Genomic DNA, 24,399 nt, shown 5'->3' with positions numbered 1-24,399 from the left:
GAAAGCCCGCTGGCGCGCGCCCGGCCCCCATGCGGAGGGACCGGGCGGCACCGGCGGCCGTCGCCGATCAGGCCAGTTCCAGCTCGGCGGCTGTCCGGCCGACCATGCTTTCGTCCACGGCCTTCATGATCCCGTGCTCCATCAGCATGTCCTCAAGCTCATCCATGGTGATGGGGGTGGGGATGATGCCCTTGCCGGCGTTGTTGTGAATGCGGTTAGCCAGGTTGCGGTAGTGGTTGGCCTGGACGCTGTCCGGCGCGTATTCCAGCACCGTCATGCGGCGCAGTTCCGCGTGCTGCACGATGTTGTCGCGCGGCACAAAGTAGATCAGCTGGGTGCCCAGCTTCTTGGCCAGGTTTTCCGCCAGTTCCAGTTCCTTGTCGGTCTGGCGCTCGTTGCAGATCAGGCCGCCCAGGCGCACGCCGCCGGACACGGCGTACTTCAGGATGCCCTTGGAGATGTTGTTGGCCGCATACATGGCCATCATCTCGCCGGACATGACGATGTAGATTTCCTGCGCCTTGTTCTCGCGAATGGGCATGGCGAAGCCGCCGCACACCACGTCGCCCAGCACGTCGTAGGAAACGTAGTCGATGTCCTCATAGGCGCCGTTCTCCTCCAGGAAATTGATGGAGGTGATGACACCGCGGCCAGCGCAACCCACGCCCGGTTCCGGGCCGCCGGATTCCACGCAGCGGATGTCCTGGTAGCCGACCTTCATGACATCCTCGATCTCCAGATCCTCCACGCTGCCGGCGGCGGCGGCCAGGCTGAGGATGGTGTCCTGGGCCTTGGCGTGCAGGATCAGGCGGGTGGAATCCGCCTTGGGATCGCAGCCGACGATCAGGATGCGGTGGCCCATTTCAGCCAGGGCCGCCAGGGTGTTCTGGGAGGTGGTGGACTTGCCGATGCCACCCTTGCCGTAAAACGCGATCTGTCGCAGTGCCGACATTCAAGGTCTCCTTGAACCGATTGTTGAGCCGATTGCCAATGCCCCGGTTGAGGTCGGGGCGATCCTCGTTCGCAGAAGCTGGCCCGCGGATTTCGGGAAGGAGCACATCGCTCGACAACGCGTAGGCGTGCACTCAGCCCTCACTAGCCGACCGGTATTTCAGCAACCGGTGTGCCAAGTGGAGGATTTATGATAAGATATTGATATTGTTATATTTACATCGGCCGCCTCGCTCCCGACAAAGATGTGCCGAACCCGACAGGCGGTGTGCGGCTGTCGCAAACGGAACAAGGCCGGCGCCGCCCGTCCACCCGGGAAAAGCCCGGCCCCGCTGCTTCCCGGGGCATGAGCGCCAGCGGAACGGAAATTGCTGTGGACACCCCGATGCCCGGGACGGGGCAGCCCATTATTGGAAAGGGCGCGCCATGCAGATTGGTGTCGAGACCGCCAAGGCCGTGGACCAAAGGCGGGTTTTCGTCGTGGACCAGGATGAGATCACCCGCGCCGCCTTGCAGTTCATGCTGCATGACGAGATCGAGGCGCATGAACTGGCGACGCCGGAGGAGGCCTACGCCAAGGGCGTGGACTGGCTGAAACCCGACGTGGTGCTGCTGGGCGCCGCCTTCCTAGCGGAACGGGGCGTGGGCCTGGTGGGCGACCTGCTCCGCACCTTCCCCGGCGTGCGGGTGCTGATCGTCTGCGCCAAGGCGGAGGAGGCGCTGGCGCTGCAGGCTCTGGCGGCCGGCGCCCACGGCGCACTGGTCAAGCCGCTGTCCCTGGCCGACGTGCGCCGCAAGGTGGACACCGTGCTGGGCCGCGCCGGCGGTGCCGCCCTGGTGCAACTGGCATGAGTGCCATTCTCTTCTATGAAAAGCCCGGCTGCCGCACCAACGCCCGCCAGCGCCGCGCGCTTGAGGCGGCGGGGCATACGGTGCTGGTCCGCAACCTGCTGGCCGAGCCCTGGACGGCGGAACGGCTGCGCGGCTTTTTCGGCCACGCGCCCGTCGCCACCTGGTTCAACCCGGCGGCACCCGCCGTGAAGGCGGGAACCGTCGATCCGTCCGCCCTGGACGCGGCAACCGCCCTGAGCCTCATGCTGGCCGATCCGCTGCTGATCCGCCGGCCGCTGGCGGAGGTGGACGGCCAGCGCCATGCCGGGTTCGAAAGCTTGCGCGACCGGTTGGGCCTGACGGTCGACTTGGAGGCCGTCGCCACCGGCTGCTCCCACCCGCACCACCCCTGCCCCACCCCCAAGAGCACTGGAACGCCGTGATGACCCATCGTGCGCCCTACGCCATCATCCTGGGCACCAATGAGATCGCCTCCGCCGTGGCGATCCGGCTTCACCAGCAGGGTTACGGCGTGGTCATGTCCCATGACCCGTCGCCCCCCGTCATCCGCCGCAAGATGGCCTTCCACGACGCGCTGTTCGACGATCCGGTGACCCTGGCGGGCATCGCCGCGGAACGGGTGGACGATGGCATGGCCGCGGCGGCGGCCCTGGCCCGCCGCCAGGGCGTGGTCATCACCGAACTGGGCTTGCTGGACTTGATCGTCATCCGAACGCTGGATCTGCTGGTCGATGCCCGGCTGCAGAAATACAGCACCACCCCCGACCTGCGCCGCCTGGCCAAGGTCACCGTCGGCCTCGGCCCCGGCTTCACCGCCGGCGAGAATTGCGACTTCGCCATCGAGACCAAGCCCGGCAAGCAGGGCGCCCTGGTGCGCGAGGGTGCAACGGAACCCGCGGACGGCATCGTCCGTCCCCTGGGTAACCGGGGGGCGGAACGCTTCGCCTATTCCGCCTTCCCCGGCCGTTGGCACACGGCGATGGAGATCGGCTCCCGCGTCTTCAAGGACTATGTCATCGGCTATCTGGGCGCCGCCGCCGTCCAGGCCCCTTTTGACGGCATCCTGCGCGGCGTGGTGCGGGACGGAACGGAGGTGCCGGCCCGCGTCAAGCTGCTGGAGATCGATCCCCGTGTCCGGGGCGCCGTCTGGGCCGGCGTCGACGACCGCGCCCACGCCATAGCCCAGGCCGTGGGAACGGCGCTGACCATGCACAAGGCCAGGCAGCCGTTCCGCCCAGTACCGGTCCGCTGAGCGTCGTCCCAAGGCGCGCTGCTATGCGGCCGCCGACAACCAAACCTTGGCGGCATGACTCACGACATGGCGATGACCGCCACGCAATTTCCCGTGAACGTCCTTACGCAGCGAATCTGAAAGGTGGCGGCGCAGTAAATCTGAAATATTCCCGCCGGGACGCGCCCTTACCATTCGGGTATCCACCTATGAAGCTCCTGTGGCTGGGCAAAGATCTGCTGTGGAAAATCAGCCGATCTGCTAAAACTCGACAGCGGTTGCGAGAAATCAGGACTTGCAATGCCATCGATTGGCGCCCATGTTAATCAGGTCGATTTTGCTTCTGGGCTATTGACCGGCTGATGCCGGCCGTTTTCCCCGTCGTGATTTTTGATGCCCGTGCCGCACCATCGCGCCAGGCAATTGCGATTGGGACAACCCCGGGAGATCCGCCCATGGCCACTGGCACCGTCAAGTGGTTTAACAGCACCAAGGGCTTCGGCTTTATCCAGCCGGACGACGGTTCCGCCGATGTTTTCGTTCATATTTCTGCCGTGGAGCGCTCCGGCATCGGCAACTTGGCCGAAGGCCAGAAAGTGATCTTCGACGCCGTCAACGACCCCCGTAAGGGCAAGCCCTCCGCTGAAAACCTGCGCGTCGCGTAAGCTTTCCATAAAGGCGTTCAAGAGTGGCGGCAGGTCCCCTTGCCGCCGCTGACAGCACGCCGGCGATGGGCGCTACGAAGTGGTTCCCTGATGCCATTGCAGGGGCTGGGGCTTCTGAACCGGATCCGCAGCACCGCCAGCGGACAGGAACAGAGGGCGTGAAACACAGCTTCAGGAGCCGTGACACGGCCTTGACCGGACAGGAGCGAACGTGATGACCACCGCCGTCTTACGGAAGGGCAGCAACTCCGTCCCGCGCTACACCGGTTGGGAATACAAGGCCGATGCCACCGTGCATGCCGCCGGCGTCACCGCCGCTCTGGTCGGTGGCGTCTGGCTTCTCGCGTCGCGAGCACCATCCGGTCCCATGGCGGACGCCTTGGGTCTGGCCGCCTACGCGGTCGCCATGGCGGCCATGCTGGCCTCTTCCGCCGCTTACAATTTGAACCGGCACCGCCGCCATAGGGAATGGCTGCGGCGGTTGGACCACGCCGGCATCTTCCTCGCCATCGCCGGCACCTATACACCCCTGCTATTGCGTCTTCCGGCCGCGCATGCCATCGCGCGCCCTACGGTCGCCCTGGCCGTGGTCTGGATGATCGCCGCGGCCGGCATCACCTTGAAACTTTCAGCACCCCGCCGGTACGAACGGCTGGGCCTGGCTCTGTATCTGTGCCTCGGCTGGATCGGCCTGCCGCTCATTCCCATCCTATCGGGGCGGCTTCAGCCCGACACGGGCGCGCTGATCGGCCTCGGCGCGTTGATTTACACGGTGGGCGTCGGGGCGTACCTGCTGGAGCGACTGCGGTATCACAACGTGGTCTGGCACCTCATGGTGCTGGTGGCCGCAGGCTGCCATTACCTGGCGATGTTGGTCGAATTCCGCCCCGGCCCCTCGTAGAGCGGATCGCGCAAAAGCCAATTGCCTTGGAGCGCGCATCCGCTCGTTAAACAAATGCCTGGAGCGGAGCGCGTCGCCGGTTAAACGCGTTCCCCTCTCATTTCGCCGCGCGACACAACGGCCAACGGGCGTGCCGCCCCCTTCGGAGATCTGAATGCTTTCGCACAAGTTTAAAGTCGGCCAGAACGCGTTCATGCGGCCAGCCGTGGCCGAAAAACGCCCTGCCAGCACCCCCGTCAGCATCACGCGCCTACTGCCGGTCGAAGGCGGGGAACCGCTGTATCGCATCAGGGTCGACCTGGGTGGCCAGGAAAGGGTGGTCCGCGAAAGTCAGTTGAACGCGGCGGGGACCGTCGGCGCGTCGGAACGGCCACCGGCCGCCATGACGCCAATGCCGATCATTAAGGAAGCACACTCCAAAGCCGGTCGGAAAAAATCCTGAACCTCCCGCGCCATTCCCGATCACTCCGTTCCCCTGAGCCATTGGGTGACACCATGAGCGAGACTGATCCGTCCAAGAATAGCAACGACGCCGTAGCACCCTTATCCGAAGCACCCCAGCCTCCGGCGGTTCGGCACCTGAAGGAGTCCGATTTATCGGAAGAAGCGCGGCGGCGGATTTTCGATTGCCTGGCGGCTCCGCCCTCCCCTTACCGGTCCAACGGCGGCAGACCGCAGCTGCCAGCATGGAAGAAGGCCAAACCTGGCTGACCACCGACGTCTACGAAAATATTCGACGCGCCTAACCGCCGGCCTTTTTCAAGGCCGCCCGCTGTCGGCCGGGCAGCCGACGTAGGAGACGCGCATGGCGGACACCAAGGAAGCTCACGCCCTGGCTGAGAAACTTTATGAAGCCAGCAATACGACGGGCATTCCCTGGAACCGCCGCGGGAGACTGATCCACGACGCCTGGCTGGTCGCCGCGACACGCCAGCTCGCCTTTCCGGGTGGATCCCATGAGCTCCCAATCTCCGCAAAAACGGACACCCCGGCGCAGCCATCGCACGACCTTGTGGCAAGTGTCGCGTTTCCCACCGGGGCCGGAACCAAGCCGTAAGGATGAGCGGGCGCCTTGCAGGGCGCCATCCTCAGCGGCCCGCCCTTTCAACCGACAAACAACGGCGGCTTTTGATACCGCCCCACAAGGATCAACCGTAAGCGTCAGCGGATCGGCGAGCAGTTCAAGGGTTGACGGCCTTCTTCATTCTTGAAGCGCTGGCGATCCGCTTAAGAGTAATGCGGATCTGCTCTTCATCGATATCGTCGGGGTCGTAGGGGCCGCCGTACCAGTCGAGGGCTTCCTTCTTCTTTTTGCTGCCTCTGCCCTTGTCGGGCCCGGCGATGTCATCGAGGAAGTCGTAGTAGCCGGGAACTCCGCCGCAATCCTCGGGCGGGCAGCGCCGCTCGCCACCAAGGAACTGGGGATAGGGCTGGTCCGGCTGAGCGGCCTCGACGCGCTCGATGATGATCTGGTGTTCCCAGTTGTCGCCCATGTCGTAGACGTAGCCGAACGTCTCGACACCGGCATCGAGCAACTTTTGTAGCTTGATCGTGCTGGCGCGCTTGATAGTGCGCCCCCAGTCCATGCCATCGGGATCGGGAAGGCCGTAGGTGGCCCCCTCGACCTCGAACTCCCACAGATGGTAGTCGAGCCAGCCCATGGCGGCCTGGATGATCTTGTGGAGCGCCGCGAGGCTGGTGGTGCCGCGCACGGCAACGCGGCGCCAGACCAGGGGTTCGGTATGGAGCAGTTCGATGCGCAGGATGGCAAGGGTGTCGGCGGTCATGCCGCGAGTTTGTCAGCCCGGCGCATCCAGTTCCAGGGCAGAAGTTCGGCCAGCCGGTTGATCGGATGCCCCTTGGCCATGCGGTCCAGGACATCCGCCAGATAGGCCTCGGGGTCGAGCCCGTTCAGCTTCGCCGTCTCCAGGACGGAGTAGAGGAGTGCCGCCCGGTCGCCGCCCGCCTCGGAGCCCAGGAACAGGAAGTTCTTCCTGGTGATTGCGATGCCGCGCAGGGAGCGTTCGGCGGGGTTGTTGTCGATGGCGATACGGCCATCGGCGACATAGAGGGTGAGCGCCTCCCAGCGGTTCAGCGCATACCCGATCGCCTTGCCCAGCGTGTTCTTGGCCGACAGGCGCCGTTGCTGCGCCTCCAGCCATGGCTTGAGGTCGTCGAGGATGGGAACGGCGAGTTGCCGCCGGGCGTCCCGGCGCTGTTCAGCCGACAGGCCGGTGATCGCGGCCTCGACCTCGTAGAGCCGCCCGATCCGGCGCAAGGCCTCCTCGGCGATGGGTGACCTGGTCTTCTCGTACTGGTCGTAGAGATGCCGCCGCGCATGCGCCCAGCAGGCAGCATGAACGATGCCCGATGGGATGATGCCGGGCTGGACCAGGCTCGATGGCCGGGTCAGTGCCTCATAACCCGTATAGGCGTCCGCCTGGATCACCCCGCTGAACCCGGAGAGATGCTCACGGGGCCGTTCGCCCTTGCGATCCGGGCTGAAACGATAGAACGCCGCTGGCGCACGCTCCCCGCACCAGGGCCGCTCATCGACCAGGTAGGTCCAAAGCCGACCGAGCCGGGTCTGGCCGTTGCCGGGGGCCAGCACCTTGATCGGCGTGTCGTCGGTGTGGATGACTGGCGCCGCCATTACATGGGCACCGATCAGACCGGCCAGGGGGGCCACCCACCAGGCGGCATGGCCGACCCAATCGGCCAAGGTCGCGCGCTCGATCGCGATGCCCTCGCGCGCCAGGATCGCCGACTGCCGGTAGAGCGGCAGCCCGTCCAGGTACTTCGACACCACGACATTGGCCAGCAGGCCGGGCCCGGGGCGGCCCTTCTCCACCGGCAGGTCTGGGGCAGGCGCCTGGAGGATGACCTCGCACGCCCGGCAGGAGAGCTTCGGCCGGATGTGGCGGATCACCTTGAGGCGGGCCGGGATCTTCTCCAGCACCTCGGTCACGTCCTCGCCCAGCTTGGAGAAATGCGTGCCGCCGCAGCCGGGGCAGACGTCACCGGGGGAATGGACGACCTCCTCCCGCGGCAGATGCTCCGGCAAGGGATGGCGCACCGGATGGCGCTGGTCCCGCTGGCGCCGTTCCGGGGCCGCGTTCCCGGCATCCAGCGACGGCGCCGTCCGGGCGGCTTCGCCTTCCTCCAGGTCTTCCAGCATCAGTTCCAGTTGCGCGATCTGCCGGTCGAGCTTCTCCGATGAGCGGCCGAACTGCATCCGGCGGAGCTTGGCCAGTTGGGCCTTGTACTGCTCGATCAGGAGGCGCGCGCCAGTCAGTTCCGCCCGCGCCGTGGCCAGTTCGGCCTCGCGTTCGGCGAGCCGGGCACGGAGCTCGGCGATCTCTGCGGCGGCGGCGGTCATGGGGCGGATTCTACCCGAAAACGCCGCCGTCGGCAGCGTGGTGGACAGCATCCGAGTCACTATGACGCGCCGGGGGCCGCACGGGACCGAGCGCGCTCAGCAGGCCGCGTCCGGCTGCCAGGTTCGCACCGGCGTCCGCCAATCGATCCCTTCCAGCAGCATGGAAACCTGGGCGGCGGTAAGCGCGACCGAGCCCTCCCGGGCCTGTGGCCAGACGAACCGGCCACGCTCCAGCCGCTTGGAGAACAGGCAGAGGCCCTGGCCGTCCCACCATAAAATCTTGATCAGGTCACCCCGCCGCCCCCGGAAGGCGTAAAGCGCGCCGTCGTGGGGATCAAGCCTCAGCATCGTCTGCACCTGAGCGGCCAGGCTGTCGAACCCACGGCGCATGTCGGTCGCGCCGCACGCCAGGTAGAGGCGGACATTGCCCGGAAGGCCGATCACGACAATGCCGCCAAAACCCGGCGCAAGGCCGCCTCACCGACATCGCCGGTGATCCGCAGGCGCACGCCGGTCGGCAGCTCGACCTCGACCACGCCGACGGCAACGGGCGTCTGCTCCGCCACTTCAGGTACGACAGCCGGTGCGGGCAACGCCGCATCGGCAACAACCGAGACCGGCACGAACCCCGTCAGCTCACCCGACCGGAACTGCTTGCGCCACGTCGATAGCTGACCGGTGCTGATACCGTGCATGCGGCACGTCAGGCTCGGCGACGACCCCGGCGCCACGCTCTGCGCCAGAACCCGCAGCTTCTCTTCGGTACTCCAGCGCCGCCGACGCTCCGGCCCGCTCAAAACTTCGCCGTGCAACTCCGAAGCGCTCGTATGAGCACTTCGAAGCGCCTCCTTGCCGATCACCGTCACGTCATCCATGCGTCCACCACTCAAGCCGAGCGGCAAGCATGCCCATCAATAACGCCATGGGAAGGCGGGGCTGCGCTGACGCTTACGATCAACCCATGACCACCACAAATTCTCACCAACCAGGTGGCAGCTCCCGCTTTCGTGGCCCAGCGGCACATCTCTTTGCGGTAGGACAACTCGTCCATCTGAAGTTCAGGTTCGGGCAACCGCTGCGGTTCGCGGATGTCTATCGCGTCACGGAAAAACTTCCGGCACGGGACGATTCACCGCAATACCGTATCCGAAACGACAGCGAGCCCCATGAGCGCATGGTCGCGCAAAGCAGCCTCCTGCTGGCTGGCCTCGCCTTGTCCAAGGAAAAGAGGCGCGGCAATCGCGAAATCCGCAAACCCAAGCAACAGGAGACGCCTCCGCCCGCGCCGGAGAGGGCCGCGGGTAAACCGAATGCGGCACCCAAAGTCCCCGACGCCCCGTCCCGTAAGGGCACATATCGTCCGGCATGACGGGTTCGCAGCGACCGCAGGAAACCGCCATGAAAGCCATCATCGAATTTTACCGCACCCGGCCCCAGGACGACGCCCATGCGGTGGTCGGCCGGGAAGTGGTCGACGTGGTCGACCTTAATGACGCGGTCAAATTGGCTTGGTCCATGGCGCACACCCTCGATATGCCCCAGCACCCCGACTTTCTGGCGATCAGCGACGCGGACGGGAGGACCCTTTATTCCCGCCCCATTCCCCTTCCTCCGACAGCGGAGAATGGATATCCGCAATGAGTGATCGCGACAGCATGGGACGCGCGTCAACCGATCCGTCCCGGCGGCACCTTCTCACCATTTTTCCGATCGTTGCCGCCGCGATGGCATCAACGTGGGCGCCTGCGGCCATCGCGCTCACGAAAGCCGACCTCGACAGGGACGCGGACCTGGCCCTGCGCCGCCTGTGCAAAGCGAGCCCGGCGGCAGACACCCTGTCCCGGAAGGCCCGGTCCGTGCTGATTTTCCCCAGTATGCTGAAGACCGCCAAGCCGGGCGGCCAGATGAGGGGCGAAGGCATCCTGAAACGGGGAACCCTGGTGGAGGGCTACTACGAGTCCGAGGCTTCTTCCCGACAATCGCCGGTCCCCGCCTACGGCTACGTGGTTTTCCTGATGACGGCAAAGGCGGAGACATATGCCTATGACGGCAAGGGCTGGGAATTCGGCATAGGACCGACCCCCGTGGTGGTGAACGAGGATACGGCCCCGAGCCCTTCCGTAGACCCGGCGGACGACGCCTACGCCTTCGTCTTCGACCGGCACGGCGCCACGGTCCGCGTCGGTATCGAGGGGACAAGGATATATAAGACCGGCTGGCAGCCCAACTGAGCGTATCCTGAACCGACCAGGTCGCGTGAAACCTTCCGGAACTCAGGTCGCGTGTGGATCGTGGGACGCCACGACCTCTTCGACCGTCACCTGGAAGCCCGCGAGGGTATGCTGGCCGAAGGTAAGCGACAGCGGCACATCCGCCGCGTCGCGGCCCCGGGCCATCAATATGCGGCCGATGCGGGGATCGTTGTTGCGCGGATCGAAGACATGCCAACGTCCGCCGGACGGGCCCTCCAGAAAGACTTCAATCCAGGCCGCGAAATCCTGGGGAGCATGGGGCTGCGGCAAGCCGATATCGCTGATGTAGCCCGTGCAGTACCGTGCGGGGATGTTGAGGCAGCGGCAGAAGGTCAGTGCCAGGTGCGCATAATCGCGACAGACTCCGTGCTTTTCCTTGAAAACCTCGGCCGCCGTGCGTGTGGCCCGCGAATGCTCATAGCCGAAGGTAATGTGGTCATGCACGTAATCGCAAATGGCCTGTACCCGCGCCCAGCCGGGTGGCGACTGCCCGAACAACGACCAGGCAGTCTCCGATAGAAGATCGGTTTCGCAGTAGCGGCTGCCCAGCAGGAAAACCAGCGTATCCGGAGTGAGATCCGGGATCGCGACTTGGCGGGCATCGATATGGGGGGTTTCCCATTGGCCGCTATCACGGATCACGCCATCAGTCCGGATGACGAAACGGCCGGCCGGCGCCACCAGCCGCGTGCACCAGTTGCCGAAGCCGTCGTGGTATCCAGCCATGGGCACCGGCGGAATCGTCACCACCGTGTCCGGTTGCGCCAAGTCTGCCACCCGCGACGCATGGACATTCAGCATAAGGATTATGGGCGTGGCCTGCGCCAGTTCATAGGTCATCAGACAACCGACGCGAATTTCCATCAATACCTCCGGCCGGACTGCTGATCACCGTTGAAGGGAACGAATTCCCGCTGGTGTCGCCATGAGCATGGGGTGTCCCCCCCTCCCATGCAACGCCTATTCCGGCCCTTTGTTGCAGCGCACCCATCATTGGTGGCGCTATGGCGCGATTTCCCAGCCGGCGTGCCTGCTTCGTCATCTAAAGGGCGGCCGCTCGGGGCCCTGGGCGCGATGAGGACCGGGAACGGATGGTACCAGACCGTCGACCAGGACATCCACGACCTGGAAGCTTATCCCAAGCTGCCCGTGCCGGTGGTCGGCGCCAGCGGGATCAGCATACCGTTCCTCAAGGCCTTCCTTGATCGCTAAGCGCAGCATGCGACCCTGATCGAATTCCAGGCAACCGGCACTGCATGACCGAAGAGCAACCGGCTGAGACCACTACAGCGATCTTGGTGTTTCTCCGGGGACCTTGGGTCATTTCCCGGCCGCACATCATGCGGTCGCGTTCACGAGGTGGTCCAATACCATCGAGATGAACGCGCGGAGACGCTGAAGACGCCGTAGGTCCCGATGGTATCCCATCCAAATGTCTCGCGCTGGCGGCGGCGTCGGCAGTTCCAGTCTGCGGATACCCGGGATCTGATTGCCGACCACGCGCGGCAGGACAGCGATGCCGACGCCTTGCCTGCACATGCGCCCCTGGACGTTGCGGTTGTTCGATCGCAGGACCGGTCTCGCATTGGGGAAACTCTCGATGAGCCACGCGATATCAGGAAAGTGGCCCGTGGATGTGTCATGGGTGATCAGCCGAAAACCAGTCCCATCGCCATATTTGGGATCCGGCGCCTCCTCAGCGATGTAAACGCCGTATTCGAGCCTGAAGAGCCGCCGCTGAACGACATCGGCAGTGTCGAACGGAACGATACGAAAAGCGACGTCGGCCTCCCGCTGGGCGAGGTTGAACAAGCGTGTGCCGGTCAGGATTTCGACGTCCACGTTGGGATAGGCTTTCGAGAAATCCGCCAGGATCGGAGGCAGCACATAGGCCCCGAACCAGTCCGCTGATGAAATGCGCAGACTGCCTTTGAGATTCTGTTCCTGCCCCGCAAGCCGGCGCTCCATGGCCAGCGCGCCTTCTTCCATCTGCTCCGCCAGCGCGATGATCCCATGGCCTTCTTCAGTCAGAACAAGGCCGTCCGCAGTCCGCTGAAAAAGCGTGTGACCGATCGCCTGCTCAAGGGCGCGGAGGCGCCGGCCGACGGTCGGATGGCTTGTCTGAAGAGAACGCGCGGCGCCGCCGAGCGTGCCGGATCGTGCAATGGCGAGGAAGATTCTGACGTCACTCCATTCCATCGCCACCACCCGCACAAAACTGAACGACGAGAGTACATTTATGTCAGTCCAAAGAACAAATCTAAACACCTAGATACTTGTTGTCGTCTGGAGGTGCGTCCCTCCGTGGATTCCCCGCCCCATGAGGGCGGCCGCTTGGGTCGCCCCGGCTGTGGAACCCAAGGGAAGTTCGTCCGGACTGAGCAGAGAGATTTTCCGAAGCGGTAGCAGAACGCGGCGCCCCCGCTGCGATGCTCGCAAATGAGGACTTCGATGATGATCACGATGCTGGTGACCTATGCGGGCGACGAGCAAACGCCGTTCGACCGCGATCATTGGATCAACGCGCACTTCCCGCTCGTGCGGGAAAGCTGGGGGCCTTATGGGCTTGTCAGTGCCGGCGGGTTCTTTCCGCAAGGTGATGGCGCCGGGCTAATCGCGGTTGGCGTCGTCAACTTCCGCGACGAGGCCGCCATGGAAACGGCGCTTAATTCGTCGGAAACCGCCCAGGTCATGGCGGATGTCGACACCGTCACCGCCGTCAAACCGCAGCGCAGCATCGTGAAGCCGCTCTGAGCAGCGCATCGGCCCGGGTCTCGGCCTGACGGCCGCCCGGCAGCCCGCGTCCGACTCTGTGCCGGCTCTCATCTGAGCAACAGGAGACAGACCATGCAGATCGGATTTATCGGACTCGGCGGTATGGGCTCGGCAATGGCCCTGAACCTGGCGAAGGCCGGCCAGGACGTGCGGGCCTGGAACCGGAGCAAGGTCGCCCAGGAAAGCGTTCCCGGAGTAACGCTGGTCAGGCTCGCGGCGGATGCATTCGAGGCTGACGCAGTCTTCACGATGCTGTCCGGCGGTTCATAACGGCGACAGCTTGGCGTCGTCTGAAAACACTTCGGAGAAAATATAATGAAAACCTGGCTCATCACCGGCTGCTCAAGCGGCTTTGGCCAGCGGCTCGCGCTCGCTGCGGCACAGCGGGGCGATCGCGTCATCGCCACGGCCCGCGATGTCAAAACGATCGAAGAAATGGCTGAGCCTTTCGGCGGCCGTATGATCACTTTACCGCTCGACGTGACGGATGCGGCGGCAGCCAAAGCCGCGGTCGCAAAGGCAGTCGAGACATTCGGCGGCTTTGACGTGCTCGTGAACAATGCCGGCTACGGACTGTTCGGCGCCATCGAGGAAGGTTCGCCCGAAGAATATCGGCCGATGTTCGAGGTGAACGTCTTCGGTCTGATCGAAACCACCAGAGCAGCCCTGCCCGTCCTGCGAGGTTCGGGCGGGACGATCGTCAACATGTCGTCCGGCGCAGGTATCGCGGGCGGCGGCGGTGGCGGATATTACAATGCCGCCAAGTTCGCCGTGGAAGGGATTTCCGAAGCGCTCGCCGGCGAACTAAAGCCGTTTGGCATCCGCGTGCTGATCGTCGAGCCTGGGCCTTTTCGCACAGATTTCCTTGGCCGTTCGATCACGATGGCGGCCAACAAGATGCCAGAATACGCCGCGAGCTCGCGCGAGCACTATCGCGAAACCAACAACGGCAATCAAGCGGGCGATCCCGACAAGGCGATCGCGGTGATCCTGCAAGCAGTGGATGCCGATGACGCCCCGCTTCATCTGCCGCTCGGCCCGATCGCACATTCGATCGCTGAGCGAAAGCTCGCTTCCTTCCGCAGCGATATCGACGCCTGGCGCGACATCACGATCGCCACCGATTTCGGCCAGCCCTGAGCACCGGCCGCGGGCCCTGGTTGAACGTCAACATCGACTGGAAAGCGATCATGATCGCAACCTTGAAAGGGTTTTCCCAGCAGCTGGTGCCGGTCAATGGCATCAAGATCAACGCCGTCACGGGGGGCTCAGGCCCGCCTATCCTTCTGCTTCATGGTTGGCCGGAAACATGGTGGGAATGGCACCATGTGATGCCGCTGCTGGCCGAGCATTTCAGCGTGGTGGCCATGGATCTGCGCGGCGCGGGCTTTTCCGACTGCCCGCTCGACGGCTATGACAAGGCGACGATGGCGCGCGACGCGCACGAGGTCATGGTTGCCCTTGGGCATGAACGCTATGCCGTGTGCGGCCATGACATTGGCGGAATGGTGGCGTTGCCGCAGGCCGCCATTTATCGGGAGGCTGTCACCCACCTGGCCGTCCTCGACGTTCCGCTTCCCGGCTGGACCGGATGGGAGGCGACGACCGCAAGGCTCTGGCACTTCAGCTTCCATATGAACCGGGACCTACCCGAACGCCTGATTCATGGCCGTGAATATGACTATGTTTCAACCTTCATGGCAGAGCGGTTCTACGATCACAGCACCTTCAATCCGGTGGACATCGAGATCTACGCCAAGGCGATGGCGCTTCCTGGCCGCACCCGCGGCGGCATGGAGTGGTACCGCACCCTCGCCGCCGATCATGCAACCGCGCTCGAATACAAGAAGCAACCGCTCGAGATCCCGGTGCTTGGCCTGGGTGGGGACCAGCGGTTCGGTGCGCAGATGGTGCCGATGCTCAAGGAGTTCGCCACCCATGTGACGGGCGGGTCGATCGCGCGGTGCAGCCACTATGTCGCGGACGAGCGGCCGGATGACGTCGCCGCCGCCCTGATCGAGTTCCTCAAGGCCAATTGAAACTCGGCGCCCGCGTCGTCGTGGGCCTGGCGATGAATCGAATAAATAGCCAAGGAGACCGTCATGACCGCACCCGTCATTCGCGGCGTCAACCATATCGGCATCACGGTGCCCGACATCGAAGCCGCAAAATCGTTCCTGGTCGAAGCTTTCGGCGGCCAGGTGATCTACCAGTCCTTCGGGCCGCGGGATCCGCCGCGCCAGGGACCGGAATTCGAGCGGGCCGTCGGCGCTTTCCCCGGAACGGTCGTGCGTGCGCAGGCGATGGTCAAGATCGGGACCGGACCCGATATCGAGCTCTTCGAAATGCACGGTCCCGAGCAAGCCCAGCCGATCCGGGCGAGCGATTTCGGCATCACGCACTTCGCTCTCTACACCGATGACATCGACGCATCAGTCGAGCGCTTCGAGAGGGCGGGAGGCACCCCCCTCACCGCGCCGCGCGCCATTCCCTATGCAACCGAAAAAGGTCCTGGAAACAAGGTTTGCTACTGCCGCATGCCGTGGGGCACGACGATGGAATTCATCACCACGCCCGACCGCATGGCCTATCATGAGCAGACGGATCTGCGCAGGTGGCAGGACGAGGACTGAGCAGGGCGCGAAAAGGGATTCGCATCAGTCAAGTCGCGGCGATGCTGATGCAGTCGTTACGGACCGACCGCGCTGCGGTCGGTCCATCAGGGAGAACCTGACCTTCGCCCCTCATTCCTCCCAATGATTAACAGAACCGGCAACAAATTGATTTCATTGATATAAATATTCTCCAACCATTAAAATGCCGCCAGCTATGGCACTCACGGTCCCGGCTCTTGAAAGAAGGCAGCTTTTCCGGCCAGGGCAAAAACTTGCGCCCACCATCTATCGCCGGGCAACGCGGGAACACTGCTCCGCGCGATGCCTACACGCCCTAGATTTTGGCCTCCCGTAACAAGCGCACAGCGGCATCACAGGCCCGGGCTGTCAACGCCATATAGGTGAGCGACGGGTTCTGGCAGGCTGACGAGGCCATGGCGGCGCCGTCGCTGACGAAGACGTTGGGCACATCGTGCAGTTGGTTCCAGCGGTTGGTGACGGAGGTGCGCGGGTTGTCACCCATCATGGCGCCACCCATTTCGTGAATGGCGCTGCCGCCCGCACCGGGCCGGTCCAGCGACAGGACGACCTTGCCCCCCGCCGCCGTCAGCATGGCGCTGGCCTCCCGCCCCGCGTCCGCCAGCGCCTTCCGCTCGTTCTCGCCGTGGCTGAAATCGATCTTCAGCAGCGGCGCGCCCACGGCGTCGGTCTTGCTCAGGTCCAGGGTCAGGCGGTTGGTGGGTCGCGGCAGGCTTTCCGCGAAGGAAACCAGGACCATGCGCCAGCCGCCGGGGCCGCGCATCGCGGCCTTGAAGTCCGCGCCCACACCCGCCTCACGCTTGGCCCGCGTCCAGGTGCTGCGCAAGGCGCCGCCTTGGAAGCTGTAGCCCCGCAGGAAATCACCCTCCTGACGATCCAGGTTGCGGAAGCGCGGGATGACCACCCCCGTGGGCCGGTTGCCATAGGTCGTGCGGTCCTGGAAGCGGTCGAACAGCGCGACGGCACCCACCGTGGTCGCGTGGTCCATGATGTGGGTGCCCAGCAGGCCGCTGGAATTGCCCAACCCGGTGGGGAAGGCGTCGGACCCTGAACGCAACAGCAGGTGGTTGGTGTTGAAGGCGCCGGCGTTAAGGAAAACGATGCGGGCGGTATGCCGCCGCCGTTCCCCCGTCTTCACATTCAGGACCGAGACGCCGGTCGCCCGCCGCGTCCGGGCGTCGTAGTCCACCCGCTCCACCACCGTGTCGGTGATCAGGGTCAGGTTGCCGGTCCTCTGCGCCGCCGGCAGGGTGGAACTCTGGGTGCTGAAATAAGCGCCGTAGGAGCAGCCGCGCGCGCAGATGGAGCGATATTGGCAAGCGGACCGCCCCTCCTTCTCTTGCGTCAGGTTGGCGGTGCGCCCGATGGTCAGGCGCCGGTCGGGCCAGCGCTGCTCGATGATCCCCTTGGCGTAGCGTTCCAGCACGTTCAGGGCCATGGGCGGCTGGTAGACACCATCGGGCAGGGAGGCCACGCCCTCCGCCTGGCCGGACACGCCGATGAAGCGTTCCACATGATCATACCAGGGCGCCAGGTCGGCATAGCGGATGGGCCAATCACTGCCGTGGCCATCCTTCTTATTGGCGCCGAAGTCATAATCGCTCATGCGGTAGGATTGCCGCCCCCAGGTCAGGGAGCGCCCGCCCAGCTGGTAGCCACGCCACCAATTGAACTCCGTGCCCTCGGCCACTGAATAGGGGTTGTCCCTGTCGTTCACGAAATGGTTCTGCGTGAACTCGGTGAAATGCCGGTTCTTGGACTGAACGGCGAAATCGCGGGCGTAGAGCGCCGCGTCGCCCTCCCCCCGGAAGGGCATTTCCCAGGGCGCCAGCGTTTCGGTCACATAGCCGCTGCCGTGCTCAATCATGCGGCCGCGTTCGACCATCAGGACCTTCAGGCCCTTCTCCGTCAGTTCCTTGGCGGCCCAGCCCCCGGTGATGCCGGAACCGACCACGATCGCGTCAAACTCAGTGCTCATCCGAAGTCCACCGCCGTCCAATCGTTAGACCAAGCCCGCGCGTGGGGCCCCACCGGTACATCCGGGTCCCAATGTCCCGGTACCAGTTCGTATTGCAGCTCCTGCGAGGCGCCAGCCTCGGAGGTGTAGTAGCCGGTGACGATCAGCCCTTTCAGCACACGCCAGGGCGACGCGTCGCCACCAGGTGGGCCGCCGGGCGCATAGGCCGCACCGTCCAGGGCCGCCAGCGCCTGCGCCTGGGCAGCGGGTGCCGCCGCCAGAAAGGCGCCCCCCGTCTTCAGGTCCAGCTCGAACGTCAGCCAATCCAGCACGGTGGCGCCCTCCGGAGCCGCGCCGCCGGTGAAACGGGCCGCAGGAACGGGCGCGCCGGCGCCCTCCAGGCCATGAGCAAGCGCCAGGGCGACGAAGGCCGGCACGCCAACCGCCAGCGCGCCGGGCGTGTCGCTGTCCGGTATCGTCAAATCGGCCACCCGATCCAGCAGCGCCTGCTGCGAGGGCGCCAGGGCCTTGGCGGCGGGCGCGTCCGCACCGGTCCTCACCTGGGCCCAGAGGGCGACGGGCGTCAGCGCAGCGCCGGCGGCCGCCATGGCCATCAGGAACTGGCGCCGCCCGGCGCCCCCTGCATCCCGAGTACGATTATCCATGGGCTATCCTCTCAACAGGTCCAGCTTCAGAACTTGGCTTCCGCCTGTATGCCCACCAGCCGGCGCGCGTTGGGATCGATCGCCTGCCACAGCCCGCCCTGGGCGAACGCCGTGGTGGGGTACAGCTGGGTCGGATAAACCTTGTCGCCCAGATTGCGGCCAAACAAGCCCACAGACCAGCCGTCCTCGGACTTCAGGGTCAGCCGGGCGTTGAAGATGGTCTGACCCGGCACGACGTAGACCGGGTCGGCCGACAGATACATGGATTGCTTGGTCCGGATGGTGGCATCCGCCCCCAGGACCAGGCTGTAGGTGTCGGACAGGGTGAACTGCCGCTCGGCCGAGATGGTCATCTTGAACTTGGGCGCGTAGTTCAGCTGCTTGTTGGACATGTCCGACCCGTCGGCGCCGATGAAGCCCTGCGGGTATTCGGCGATATTGACGATACCGGAAACGTTGACGGTCGTATCCGCGAAGGGATGGCCGAAGATTTCCCACTCGAAACCCTTGGTGACGACCTTCGACACGTTGATGTTGGAGCAGTTCAGCCCGCTGATGCCTGAAACGCACGACTGCGTCTGGAAGTCCTTCACGTCGGTATAGAACAGGTCAGCGTCGACGTAGAGCCGGCCGTCGAACATGGTCTTCTTCACCCCCACCTCGAACCCGATGGGGCGTTCCGCCTTGATGGGGTCCAGGGCATGGTCGGTGGTGGTCAGCTGGTCGTTGATCTGCGGCGCCTTGTAACCGGTGGAGACCGTCGCGTAGACCATCATGTCCCGGTCGAAATCGTGCTGTACGCCAGCGCGCCAGGTGGCGGCGTTGGCGTAGCCGGTCGCGGCGAAGGTGTCCGGCACGCCAGCGTTGATGAGGTCCGACTCTTCCTCATGGACGCGGGAATGCGTGAAGCGCAGGCCGCCGATCAGCCGGGTTTCCGGTTCCAGGTACCAGGTCGCGTTGCCAAAGGCGGCATAGTCCTCGCTATCCGCGTGGATACGCTGCGTGCCCTCCGCGGCTGTCAGATCCATGCCCACGGCCGCCGGGTGGATGATCAGCAACCCCGGCTTGGAATTGGCGAAGGCGGTGCGCTGGTAATACAAGCCGCCGACCCATTCCAGGTCGCGGTTGTCCGACGAAGTCAGGCGCAGTTCCTGCGAGAAGAGGGAATGATTGGTCACCTGCGGGGTGGTCGTGGTGCCGGCATAGAGCGCCACCACCGGGAAGCAGTCCGCGAAATTGCAGTTCTGCATGTACTGGCGCGCCACCGACGGCGTGATGCCGATGAGGTCCACAGCGGTGGTGTCGTGCAAACGGCGCCCGGCGGTGATGGAGGTCAGCGTCATGCCGTCGAGGTCGAGGTCGAATTGGCCCGACACGCCGCCGACCTGCGCCCGGTCGTACAGCCCCTGCTCGTTGCACTGGCTGGTGTTGGAGGCGGAGGCCACGATGCCGCACGCGCCCAGCGCCTGGGCCAGCGGCGAGCCGGCGGTGGCCGCCCGATAGATCAGGCCGCCCGGGTCCCTGTCGTCGGTCTTGTTGTAATCGCCGATCAGGTTGAACGTCAGCTTGTCGGACAGCTGGGCCAGATAGCGGGCGCGGAGGCCGTAGTTGCTCTGGTCCTCATCCTTGCCTGTGATCGTGTCGTTGGTCAGGCCGGAGTTGTCATAGAAGTGCGCGGCCAGTCGCAGGGCCGAATTGCTGGTGACCGGCACGTTCAGCGCGGCGCGCACGACATCGCGTGAATAGCCCGAGCCCAGGCCGGTAAGGCCGAATTCCGTGGTCACATAGCCCGACGTTTCGCCCAGGACGGGCGCCTTGGTGGTGATGTTGACCAAGCCGGCCGACACCGAACTGCCGAACAGCGTGCCTTGCGGCCCCTTCAGCACCTCCACCCGTTCGGTGTCGAAAATGTCGGAAACCGGCACATTGCCCAGCACGACGCCGTCCAGCACGATGCTGACGGAGCTGGCGGCCGTGGCGTTACCCACTTGGTTGGTGCCGATGCCGCGGACGAAACCGCCGCCGCCAGGCGCGGCCGCGGGCGCCGTGAATTCCAAGGAGGCGCTGGCCTGTGAGAGATCCTGCACCGACTGCACGCCCCGCCGGGCCAGCTGGTCGGCGCCGATCACCGTCACGGAAATCGGCACCTGCTGCACGCTTTCGCTGCGCTTCTGGGCCGTAACCACGATTTCCATAAGGGAGGTGTCGGCGGCGTTGGCGCTGGTGGATGCCGGTGCGGTCTGCGCCGTGGCGGCCCCAGTCGCCAGGAACAGCGCCGTCGACGCGCGGAGCAGCAATTTGATCGATGGTTTCATGGACACCCTCCCCTGTGATTTCAGGAAGGTGACCGACGGTTTACCGGCCCATCCATTCCTCCCCGCATTTGTTGGAGATAATTAGAACCTGTATTATTGTTCTTGTCTAGGGCCAATACGCCCATGCCCTACGCTAGGCTGCCCACTGGCGCACACGGCGGCGCCGGGCGGGCAAAAGGACGAAAACCCAGGGAAAGTTTTGCAATTAGCGCCATGCCCCCAACCCACTGGTTCAAAGAGCCGCAGGCTTTCCGCCATGCGACGGCCCGCCCCATCGCATGATAAAGGGCTGGAAATCATGCGCCCATGCCGAACTATCGGAATCGCCGTTATATTATGAAACGACTGTTGCGGGCCTTGGCCAGCCCCGTTCGGTGCGCCACGCGACGAAGGCGGGCACGCCAAAGTCGGGCGTGTACCCCACCCACGCGATTGCAGTTCTCCAGCCGATAGCCCAAAATGGTATCAGTGCTATAATTTCGAGCCGCCACGAGCTGTCGATATATTTGGGAAAGCGGAGCTTATGAGTGAACGAAGAGCGGTGAAGCCAGGCCCACAACGAGAGCCCGTGCAAAGTCGCAGCAAGGCCTCGTACGAACGAATGCTAGCGGCGGCGCAAGATCTGCTGAAAATTCACGGCAACGATGAGTTCACCCTCACTGATGTCAGCCGTGTCGGCAAGGTCTCGGTCGGCTCCATCTATTGTCGTTTCGACAGTAAAGACGACTTGATCCGCGCCGTGCAGGATCGTGTTCAAGCGAACATCCAGCAGGAGCAGCAGCAGTTGATCGCCCGGGTGGCCTTGGAGACGGGCAACCTGCATGACCTGGTCGCGGCGCTGACCGCGGGCATGGCGGAGCACCTGCGCCATCACGCGGACATACTCAGGGCCATGATGCTGCGCGCCAACCATGACCCCGTAGTGGCCCAGTTGGGCAAGACGTCCCATCAGGCGGCCATCGCCGACATCAAACTCGCGATTTTAAGATACCGCGAGGATATCGCGCACCCTGATCCCGAACGCGCCGTGCAGGCGGGATTCAATATCATGTACGCAGCCTTGGCCCGCGTCTTGGGGCTGGGCTCGGTGCGGGAAGAGGGGGATATGTGGGAATGGGAGCAACTGAAACGCGACCTCACGCATTCCTTCGCGGCCTATCTCATGACCAAGCCTTATGTCGCCCAGGCGGCGTCCCACGATGGCGGTCGGCCTCACTCCGCGTCCCCCTCCGAACCGCGGGCCGGCATCCCGCGCGGCACCGACGCCGCCGGGCTTGAGGAGGACGCCGACCAGGACAGGCAACCCGACACGACCGCCGCCGCGCCCCAACGCCGGCCGAGGGGCAGGCCCAGCACCAAGGCGAAGGCGGGCTAACGGCCCGCCGCCCGCTCGACGATCAGCCGTAACGGCAGATCCAGGCTGCTCCACCCCAGCAGCACTTCGTGCCGGGCCGGTGCCGTCCGCCAGCCGCCGGCCGATGTGTCCCAGTGGGCGAAGGCGCGCGACGGCAGCGTGAGGCGAACGGGCACCTCCTCCCCCGCCGGCACGGCGATGCTGACGAAGCCGCGCAAGTGGCGGATACCGTCCGGCCCGGCGACATAGGCCTGGAGCACCGCCTTACCCGGACGCGGCCCGATATTGCGCACCCGCGCCGACACCACGGCGGCACCGTCCGCCGCCTCGGTCAGGCAGGGATCGGACACCGCGAAGCGGGTATAGCCGAAACCGGCGCCGAAGGCATGCAAGGGCGCTGTGCCGGCGGCCTGCATCCCCTTGTAGCCAATGAGGTGCCCCTCCCGGTAGGGCACGTCGCCCGACATGTCCGGCTTCAGGCTGAAGGCGGGATAATCCCCGTCCTGACGGGCGATGCTCAAGGGCAAGCGACCGCCAGGCTCGCGGTCCCCAGCCAAGACCTGGGCCAAGGCGGGTCCATACTGTTCGCCGGGATACCAGGTGATCATCAAGCCCTTCACCTTGTCCTGCCATGACAGGTCGAAGGCGTGGGCCACATTGCAGATGGCCACGATGTTGGGATTCACCCCCTGCAGGCGATGGAGCAGATCAACCTGCGCGGCCGGCAGAGACGTACCGGGGCGGTCCTTGCTTTCCACGCCGGCGTCCGCCGTCTCCCCCACCATCAGCAAAACAACATCGGCGGCGGCCGCGGCGGCCAGGGCGCGTTCCAGCATCTCAGCCGGCAGGTCCGGGCCTGCCATGCCATACCACAGGCCTTGAGCCCGGGCCGGGGTGTAGGCCAGTTCGAAGGACAGCAGCACGGGTGTGGCGGCGGCCAGGTCCACCTCCACCGACTGGCTGTCGCCGCCCTTGAGCGTGCCCATGAGATCGGACGGCGCCACCGGACCACCGCCGCTGAACACCTCGCGGCCATCCACCATCAGGCGCAGCGTGCCCGTGCCGCCGATGTGGACGCGGTGCGCGCCCCCCCGCTCCGGCACATACCATCCGCTGGCCCGGATGCGCCCGGCTTGTTTCAGGTGGTCCGTCCCCGGCAGGCCAACGAACCATGTCAGCGAGTTGGTGTCGCGGGTCTCCGCGAACACGGGTTCGCCGTCACCATCGCCGACAAAGAACTCCACGGTCATGCCGCGCGACGCCCCATCGCCCAGGTCCCGGGCGGGCGTAACGCTCAGGGGCGGCAGGCGATATTCCGGCGCCACGCCCTGCTCATAGACCACCTGCATGGCGTCACCGAAGCGCTCACGGATGGCCTGCAGCGGCGTGACGAAATCGGGACGCACCGCGATCTTGGCGAATGTGCCGCCCTGCAGGCAGGGGCTGGCCGCATTGGGACCGATGATGGCCAACCGCCGCACGGCCGCCGGCGCCAGCGGCAACAGCCCGCCCTCGTTCTTCAGCAGCACGAAGCCGGCGGCGGCGGCCTCGGTCAGCACAGCATCCGGGTCGGCCACGGCCGTGCCGACCGGCAACCCGTCGATGGCCCGCACGCCCCCGGCCACGCGCCCCGCCGCATCGGCTAGGCGGTCCGCCGACACCGTGCCCGCCGTCACCGCGGCGGCGAACTTCGTCCCCAGCACCCGGTCGGGACCCGGCATGTCCAGGTCCAATCCCGCCAAGGCGGAGCGCACGGTGTCGCGGCCCCCGAACCAGTCGGAGACGATGAAACCGGGGTAACGCCAATCACCCTTGACGATCTCCGTCAGCAGCTGGCGATGTTCCACGCAATAATGGCCATTCAGGCGGTTGTAGGCCGCCAGGATGCCGACGCAGCCCGCGGTCGCCGCCATCTCGAACGGCAGCAGGTAAACCTCCCGTAGGGCGCGGTCATCGACCACGGCGTTCATGCTGTCCCGATCGGTCTCGCTGTCATTGCACACCAGGTGCTTGGCGACGGATCCCACCCCTTGGCTTTGCAGGCCGCCGATCCAGGCGGCCCCCAGGGCACCGGCGAGATAGGGATCCTCACCGAACAGCTCGAACGCGCGACCGCAGAGGGGACTGCGTTGCAGGTTCAGGTTTGGTGCCAGGACGGCGTCGACGCCCAGGCGCCGCGCCTCGCCACCGACAATGGCGCCCACGCGGGCCACCAGGTCGGGATCGAAACTGGCACCCAGGGCGGTGCCGCATGGGGTGAGAACGGCGACGTCCCGCTCGTCCACCCGGCCCGAGGCGATACCCATGGGGCCATCCGCCATCTTGATGGAACGGATGCCGGGCAGTTCGGCCGTCGACCACATGTCACGACCACTCGTCAACGGGGCGATGGCAAAGGGATCGTCGGGCAAATCGACAGACATTCGGGAATTCCCCCTAAGACGCTGG

General features: G+C 65.1%; 28 protein-coding genes. 17 read left to right on the top strand and 11 right to left on the bottom strand.

The genetic code is table 11. The annotated features are described in order from the left end of the window. Positions 1–67: 67 nt before the first annotated feature. A complete protein-coding gene (nifH, locus tag Y958_RS05330) occupies positions 68–952 on the bottom strand; it encodes a nitrogenase iron protein (protein WP_088871186.1) in 885 nt (294 codons plus the stop codon). 425 nt (positions 953–1,377) lie between these two features. On the opposite strand from nifH, the gene Y958_RS05325 reads away from it, so the two are divergent. The 7 genes from Y958_RS05325 (at position 1,378) to Y958_RS05295 (ending at position 5,657) form a co-directional block, all read left to right on the top strand. Then, the gene (locus Y958_RS05325) at positions 1,378–1,803 is read left to right on the top strand and encodes a response regulator (RefSeq protein ID WP_088871185.1); all 426 of its coding nucleotides are present in this window, start codon (positions 1,378–1,380) and stop codon (positions 1,801–1,803) included. Continuing rightward, on the top strand, positions 1,800–2,225 hold the full coding sequence (locus Y958_RS05320; RefSeq protein WP_088871184.1) for an ArsC/Spx/MgsR family protein: 426 nt from the start codon (positions 1,800–1,802) through the stop codon (positions 2,223–2,225). Before Y958_RS05325 ends, Y958_RS05320 begins: the two co-directional genes overlap by 4 nt. Beyond that, positions 2,225–3,055 (top strand): xanthine dehydrogenase, encoded by an 831-nt coding sequence (locus Y958_RS05315; protein WP_088871183.1) that lies wholly within the window; start codon positions 2,225–2,227, stop codon positions 3,053–3,055. Before Y958_RS05320 ends, Y958_RS05315 begins: the two co-directional genes overlap by 1 nt. Positions 3,056–3,489: 434 nt before the next feature. Next, the gene (locus tag Y958_RS05310) at positions 3,490–3,699 is read left to right on the top strand and encodes a cold-shock protein (RefSeq protein WP_088871182.1); all 210 of its coding nucleotides are present in this window, start codon (positions 3,490–3,492) and stop codon (positions 3,697–3,699) included. Between the two features lie 214 nt (positions 3,700–3,913). Next, complete coding sequence (gene trhA, locus Y958_RS05305; RefSeq protein WP_088871181.1) at positions 3,914–4,600, top strand: PAQR family membrane homeostasis protein TrhA; 687 nt, start codon at positions 3,914–3,916, stop codon at positions 4,598–4,600. 154 nt (positions 4,601–4,754) lie between these two features. Continuing rightward, the gene (locus Y958_RS05300; RefSeq protein ID WP_088871180.1) at positions 4,755–5,042 is read left to right on the top strand and encodes a hypothetical protein; all 288 of its coding nucleotides are present in this window, start codon (positions 4,755–4,757) and stop codon (positions 5,040–5,042) included. A gap of 363 nt (positions 5,043–5,405) precedes the next feature. Continuing rightward, positions 5,406–5,657, top strand: coding sequence for a hypothetical protein (locus Y958_RS05295; RefSeq protein WP_088871179.1), 252 nt, complete (start codon positions 5,406–5,408; stop codon positions 5,655–5,657). Positions 5,658–5,781: 124 nt separating this feature from the next. Here the strand turns inward: Y958_RS05295 and Y958_RS05290 are convergent, their stop codons facing one another. The 4 genes from Y958_RS05290 to tnpA are packed head-to-tail and all read right to left on the bottom strand — an operon-like array spanning position 5,782 to position 8,854. Next, positions 5,782–6,387 (bottom strand): plasmid pRiA4b ORF-3 family protein, encoded by a 606-nt coding sequence (locus Y958_RS05290; RefSeq protein WP_088870540.1) that lies wholly within the window; start codon positions 6,385–6,387, stop codon positions 5,782–5,784. Beyond that, positions 6,384–8,030, bottom strand: a complete 1,647-nt coding sequence (gene tnpC, locus Y958_RS05285) for an IS66 family transposase (RefSeq protein WP_088870541.1) — start codon at positions 8,028–8,030, stop codon at positions 6,384–6,386. Before tnpC ends, Y958_RS05290 begins: the two co-directional genes overlap by 4 nt. A gap of 45 nt (positions 8,031–8,075) precedes the next feature. Next, positions 8,076–8,423: an IS66 family insertion sequence element accessory protein TnpB gene (tnpB, locus tag Y958_RS05280; RefSeq protein WP_088870542.1), complete on the bottom strand. Its 348-nt coding sequence runs from the start codon at positions 8,421–8,423 to the stop codon at positions 8,076–8,078. Then, positions 8,420–8,854 carry an IS66-like element accessory protein TnpA gene (gene tnpA / locus Y958_RS05275; protein ID WP_088870543.1) on the bottom strand — a complete coding sequence of 145 codons (435 nt, stop codon included), beginning with the start codon at positions 8,852–8,854 and terminating at the stop codon, positions 8,420–8,422. Before tnpA ends, tnpB begins: the two co-directional genes overlap by 4 nt. Before the next feature lie 86 nt (positions 8,855–8,940). Here tnpA and Y958_RS31850 point away from each other — a divergent pair, with 86 nt between their 5' ends. Genes Y958_RS31850 through Y958_RS05260 form a run of 3 tightly spaced genes read left to right on the top strand, consistent with a single transcriptional unit; the run spans position 8,941 to position 10,210 of the window. Next, the gene (locus Y958_RS31850; RefSeq protein ID WP_186291274.1) at positions 8,941–9,348 is read left to right on the top strand and encodes a hypothetical protein; all 408 of its coding nucleotides are present in this window, start codon (positions 8,941–8,943) and stop codon (positions 9,346–9,348) included. 29 nt (positions 9,349–9,377) lie between these two features. Then, positions 9,378–9,620 (top strand): hypothetical protein, encoded by a 243-nt coding sequence (locus tag Y958_RS05265; protein ID WP_088871178.1) that lies wholly within the window; start codon positions 9,378–9,380, stop codon positions 9,618–9,620. Next, entirely contained in the window at positions 9,617–10,210 is a 594-nt protein-coding gene (locus Y958_RS05260; protein ID WP_088871177.1) for a lipid-binding SYLF domain-containing protein, read from the top strand. The genes Y958_RS05265 and Y958_RS05260 overlap by 4 nt, the downstream gene beginning before the upstream one ends. Before the next feature lie 42 nt (positions 10,211–10,252). Here Y958_RS05260 and Y958_RS05255 read toward each other — a convergent pair whose 3' ends face one another. Continuing rightward, positions 10,253–11,095, bottom strand: coding sequence for a transglutaminase-like domain-containing protein (locus Y958_RS05255; RefSeq protein WP_088871176.1), 843 nt, complete (start codon positions 11,093–11,095; stop codon positions 10,253–10,255). 210 nt (positions 11,096–11,305) lie between these two features. On the opposite strand from Y958_RS05255, the gene Y958_RS31845 reads away from it, so the two are divergent. Next, complete coding sequence (locus Y958_RS31845) at positions 11,306–11,443, top strand: hypothetical protein (RefSeq protein WP_186291273.1); 138 nt, start codon at positions 11,306–11,308, stop codon at positions 11,441–11,443. Positions 11,444–11,569: 126 nt separating this feature from the next. On the opposite strand, the gene Y958_RS05250 is transcribed toward Y958_RS31845, so the two are convergent. Further along, positions 11,570–12,430, bottom strand: coding sequence for a LysR family transcriptional regulator (locus Y958_RS05250; protein WP_088872491.1), 861 nt, complete (start codon positions 12,428–12,430; stop codon positions 11,570–11,572). Between the two features lie 252 nt (positions 12,431–12,682). Between Y958_RS05250 and Y958_RS05245 the strand changes: the two genes are divergently transcribed. The 5 genes from Y958_RS05245 (at position 12,683) to Y958_RS05225 (ending at position 15,639) form a co-directional block, all read left to right on the top strand. Continuing rightward, complete coding sequence (locus tag Y958_RS05245; protein WP_244909384.1) at positions 12,683–12,985, top strand: EthD family reductase; 303 nt, start codon at positions 12,683–12,685, stop codon at positions 12,983–12,985. Between the two features lie 93 nt (positions 12,986–13,078). Beyond that, positions 13,079–13,276: an NAD(P)-binding domain-containing protein gene (locus tag Y958_RS05240; RefSeq protein WP_244909383.1), complete on the top strand. Its 198-nt coding sequence runs from the start codon at positions 13,079–13,081 to the stop codon at positions 13,274–13,276. Positions 13,277–13,321: 45 nt separating this feature from the next. Beyond that, entirely contained in the window at positions 13,322–14,146 is an 825-nt protein-coding gene (locus tag Y958_RS05235; protein WP_088871175.1) for an oxidoreductase, read from the top strand. A gap of 20 nt (positions 14,147–14,166) precedes the next feature. Further along, on the top strand, positions 14,167–15,045 hold the full coding sequence (locus Y958_RS05230; RefSeq protein ID WP_244909382.1) for an alpha/beta fold hydrolase: 879 nt from the start codon (positions 14,167–14,169) through the stop codon (positions 15,043–15,045). 63 nt (positions 15,046–15,108) lie between these two features. Continuing rightward, positions 15,109–15,639, top strand: coding sequence for a VOC family protein (locus tag Y958_RS05225; RefSeq protein WP_088871173.1), 531 nt, complete (start codon positions 15,109–15,111; stop codon positions 15,637–15,639). Between the two features lie 316 nt (positions 15,640–15,955). Here the strand turns inward: Y958_RS05225 and Y958_RS05220 are convergent, their stop codons facing one another. Genes Y958_RS05220 through Y958_RS05210 form a run of 3 tightly spaced genes read right to left on the bottom strand, consistent with a single transcriptional unit; the run spans position 15,956 to position 20,597 of the window. Then, positions 15,956–17,638, bottom strand: coding sequence for an FAD-dependent oxidoreductase (locus tag Y958_RS05220; protein ID WP_088871172.1), 1,683 nt, complete (start codon positions 17,636–17,638; stop codon positions 15,956–15,958). Beyond that, entirely contained in the window at positions 17,635–18,282 is a 648-nt protein-coding gene (locus tag Y958_RS05215) for a gluconate 2-dehydrogenase subunit 3 family protein (protein ID WP_088871171.1), read from the bottom strand. Before Y958_RS05215 ends, Y958_RS05220 begins: the two co-directional genes overlap by 4 nt. Before the next feature lie 26 nt (positions 18,283–18,308). Continuing rightward, complete coding sequence (locus Y958_RS05210) at positions 18,309–20,597, bottom strand: TonB-dependent receptor (RefSeq protein WP_088871170.1); 2,289 nt, start codon at positions 20,595–20,597, stop codon at positions 18,309–18,311. A gap of 568 nt (positions 20,598–21,165) precedes the next feature. Here Y958_RS05210 and Y958_RS05205 point away from each other — a divergent pair. Next, positions 21,166–21,972: a TetR/AcrR family transcriptional regulator gene (locus Y958_RS05205; RefSeq protein ID WP_186291272.1), complete on the top strand. Its 807-nt coding sequence runs from the start codon at positions 21,166–21,168 to the stop codon at positions 21,970–21,972. Here the strand turns inward: Y958_RS05205 and Y958_RS05200 are convergent. After that, positions 21,969–24,374, bottom strand: coding sequence for a beta-glucosidase family protein (locus Y958_RS05200; RefSeq protein WP_088871168.1), 2,406 nt, complete (start codon positions 24,372–24,374; stop codon positions 21,969–21,971). The two genes, Y958_RS05205 and Y958_RS05200, sit on opposite strands and share 4 nt — an antisense overlap. Positions 24,375–24,399: the final 25 nt, after the last annotated feature.

The organism is Nitrospirillum viridazoti CBAmc (genome assembly GCF_000730165.1).
Classification (GTDB): Bacteria; Pseudomonadota; Alphaproteobacteria; order Azospirillales; family Azospirillaceae; genus Nitrospirillum; species Nitrospirillum viridazoti.
The sequence above is the reverse complement of the archived record's forward strand: the minus strand, read 5'-3'. Positions and strand labels throughout refer to the sequence as shown.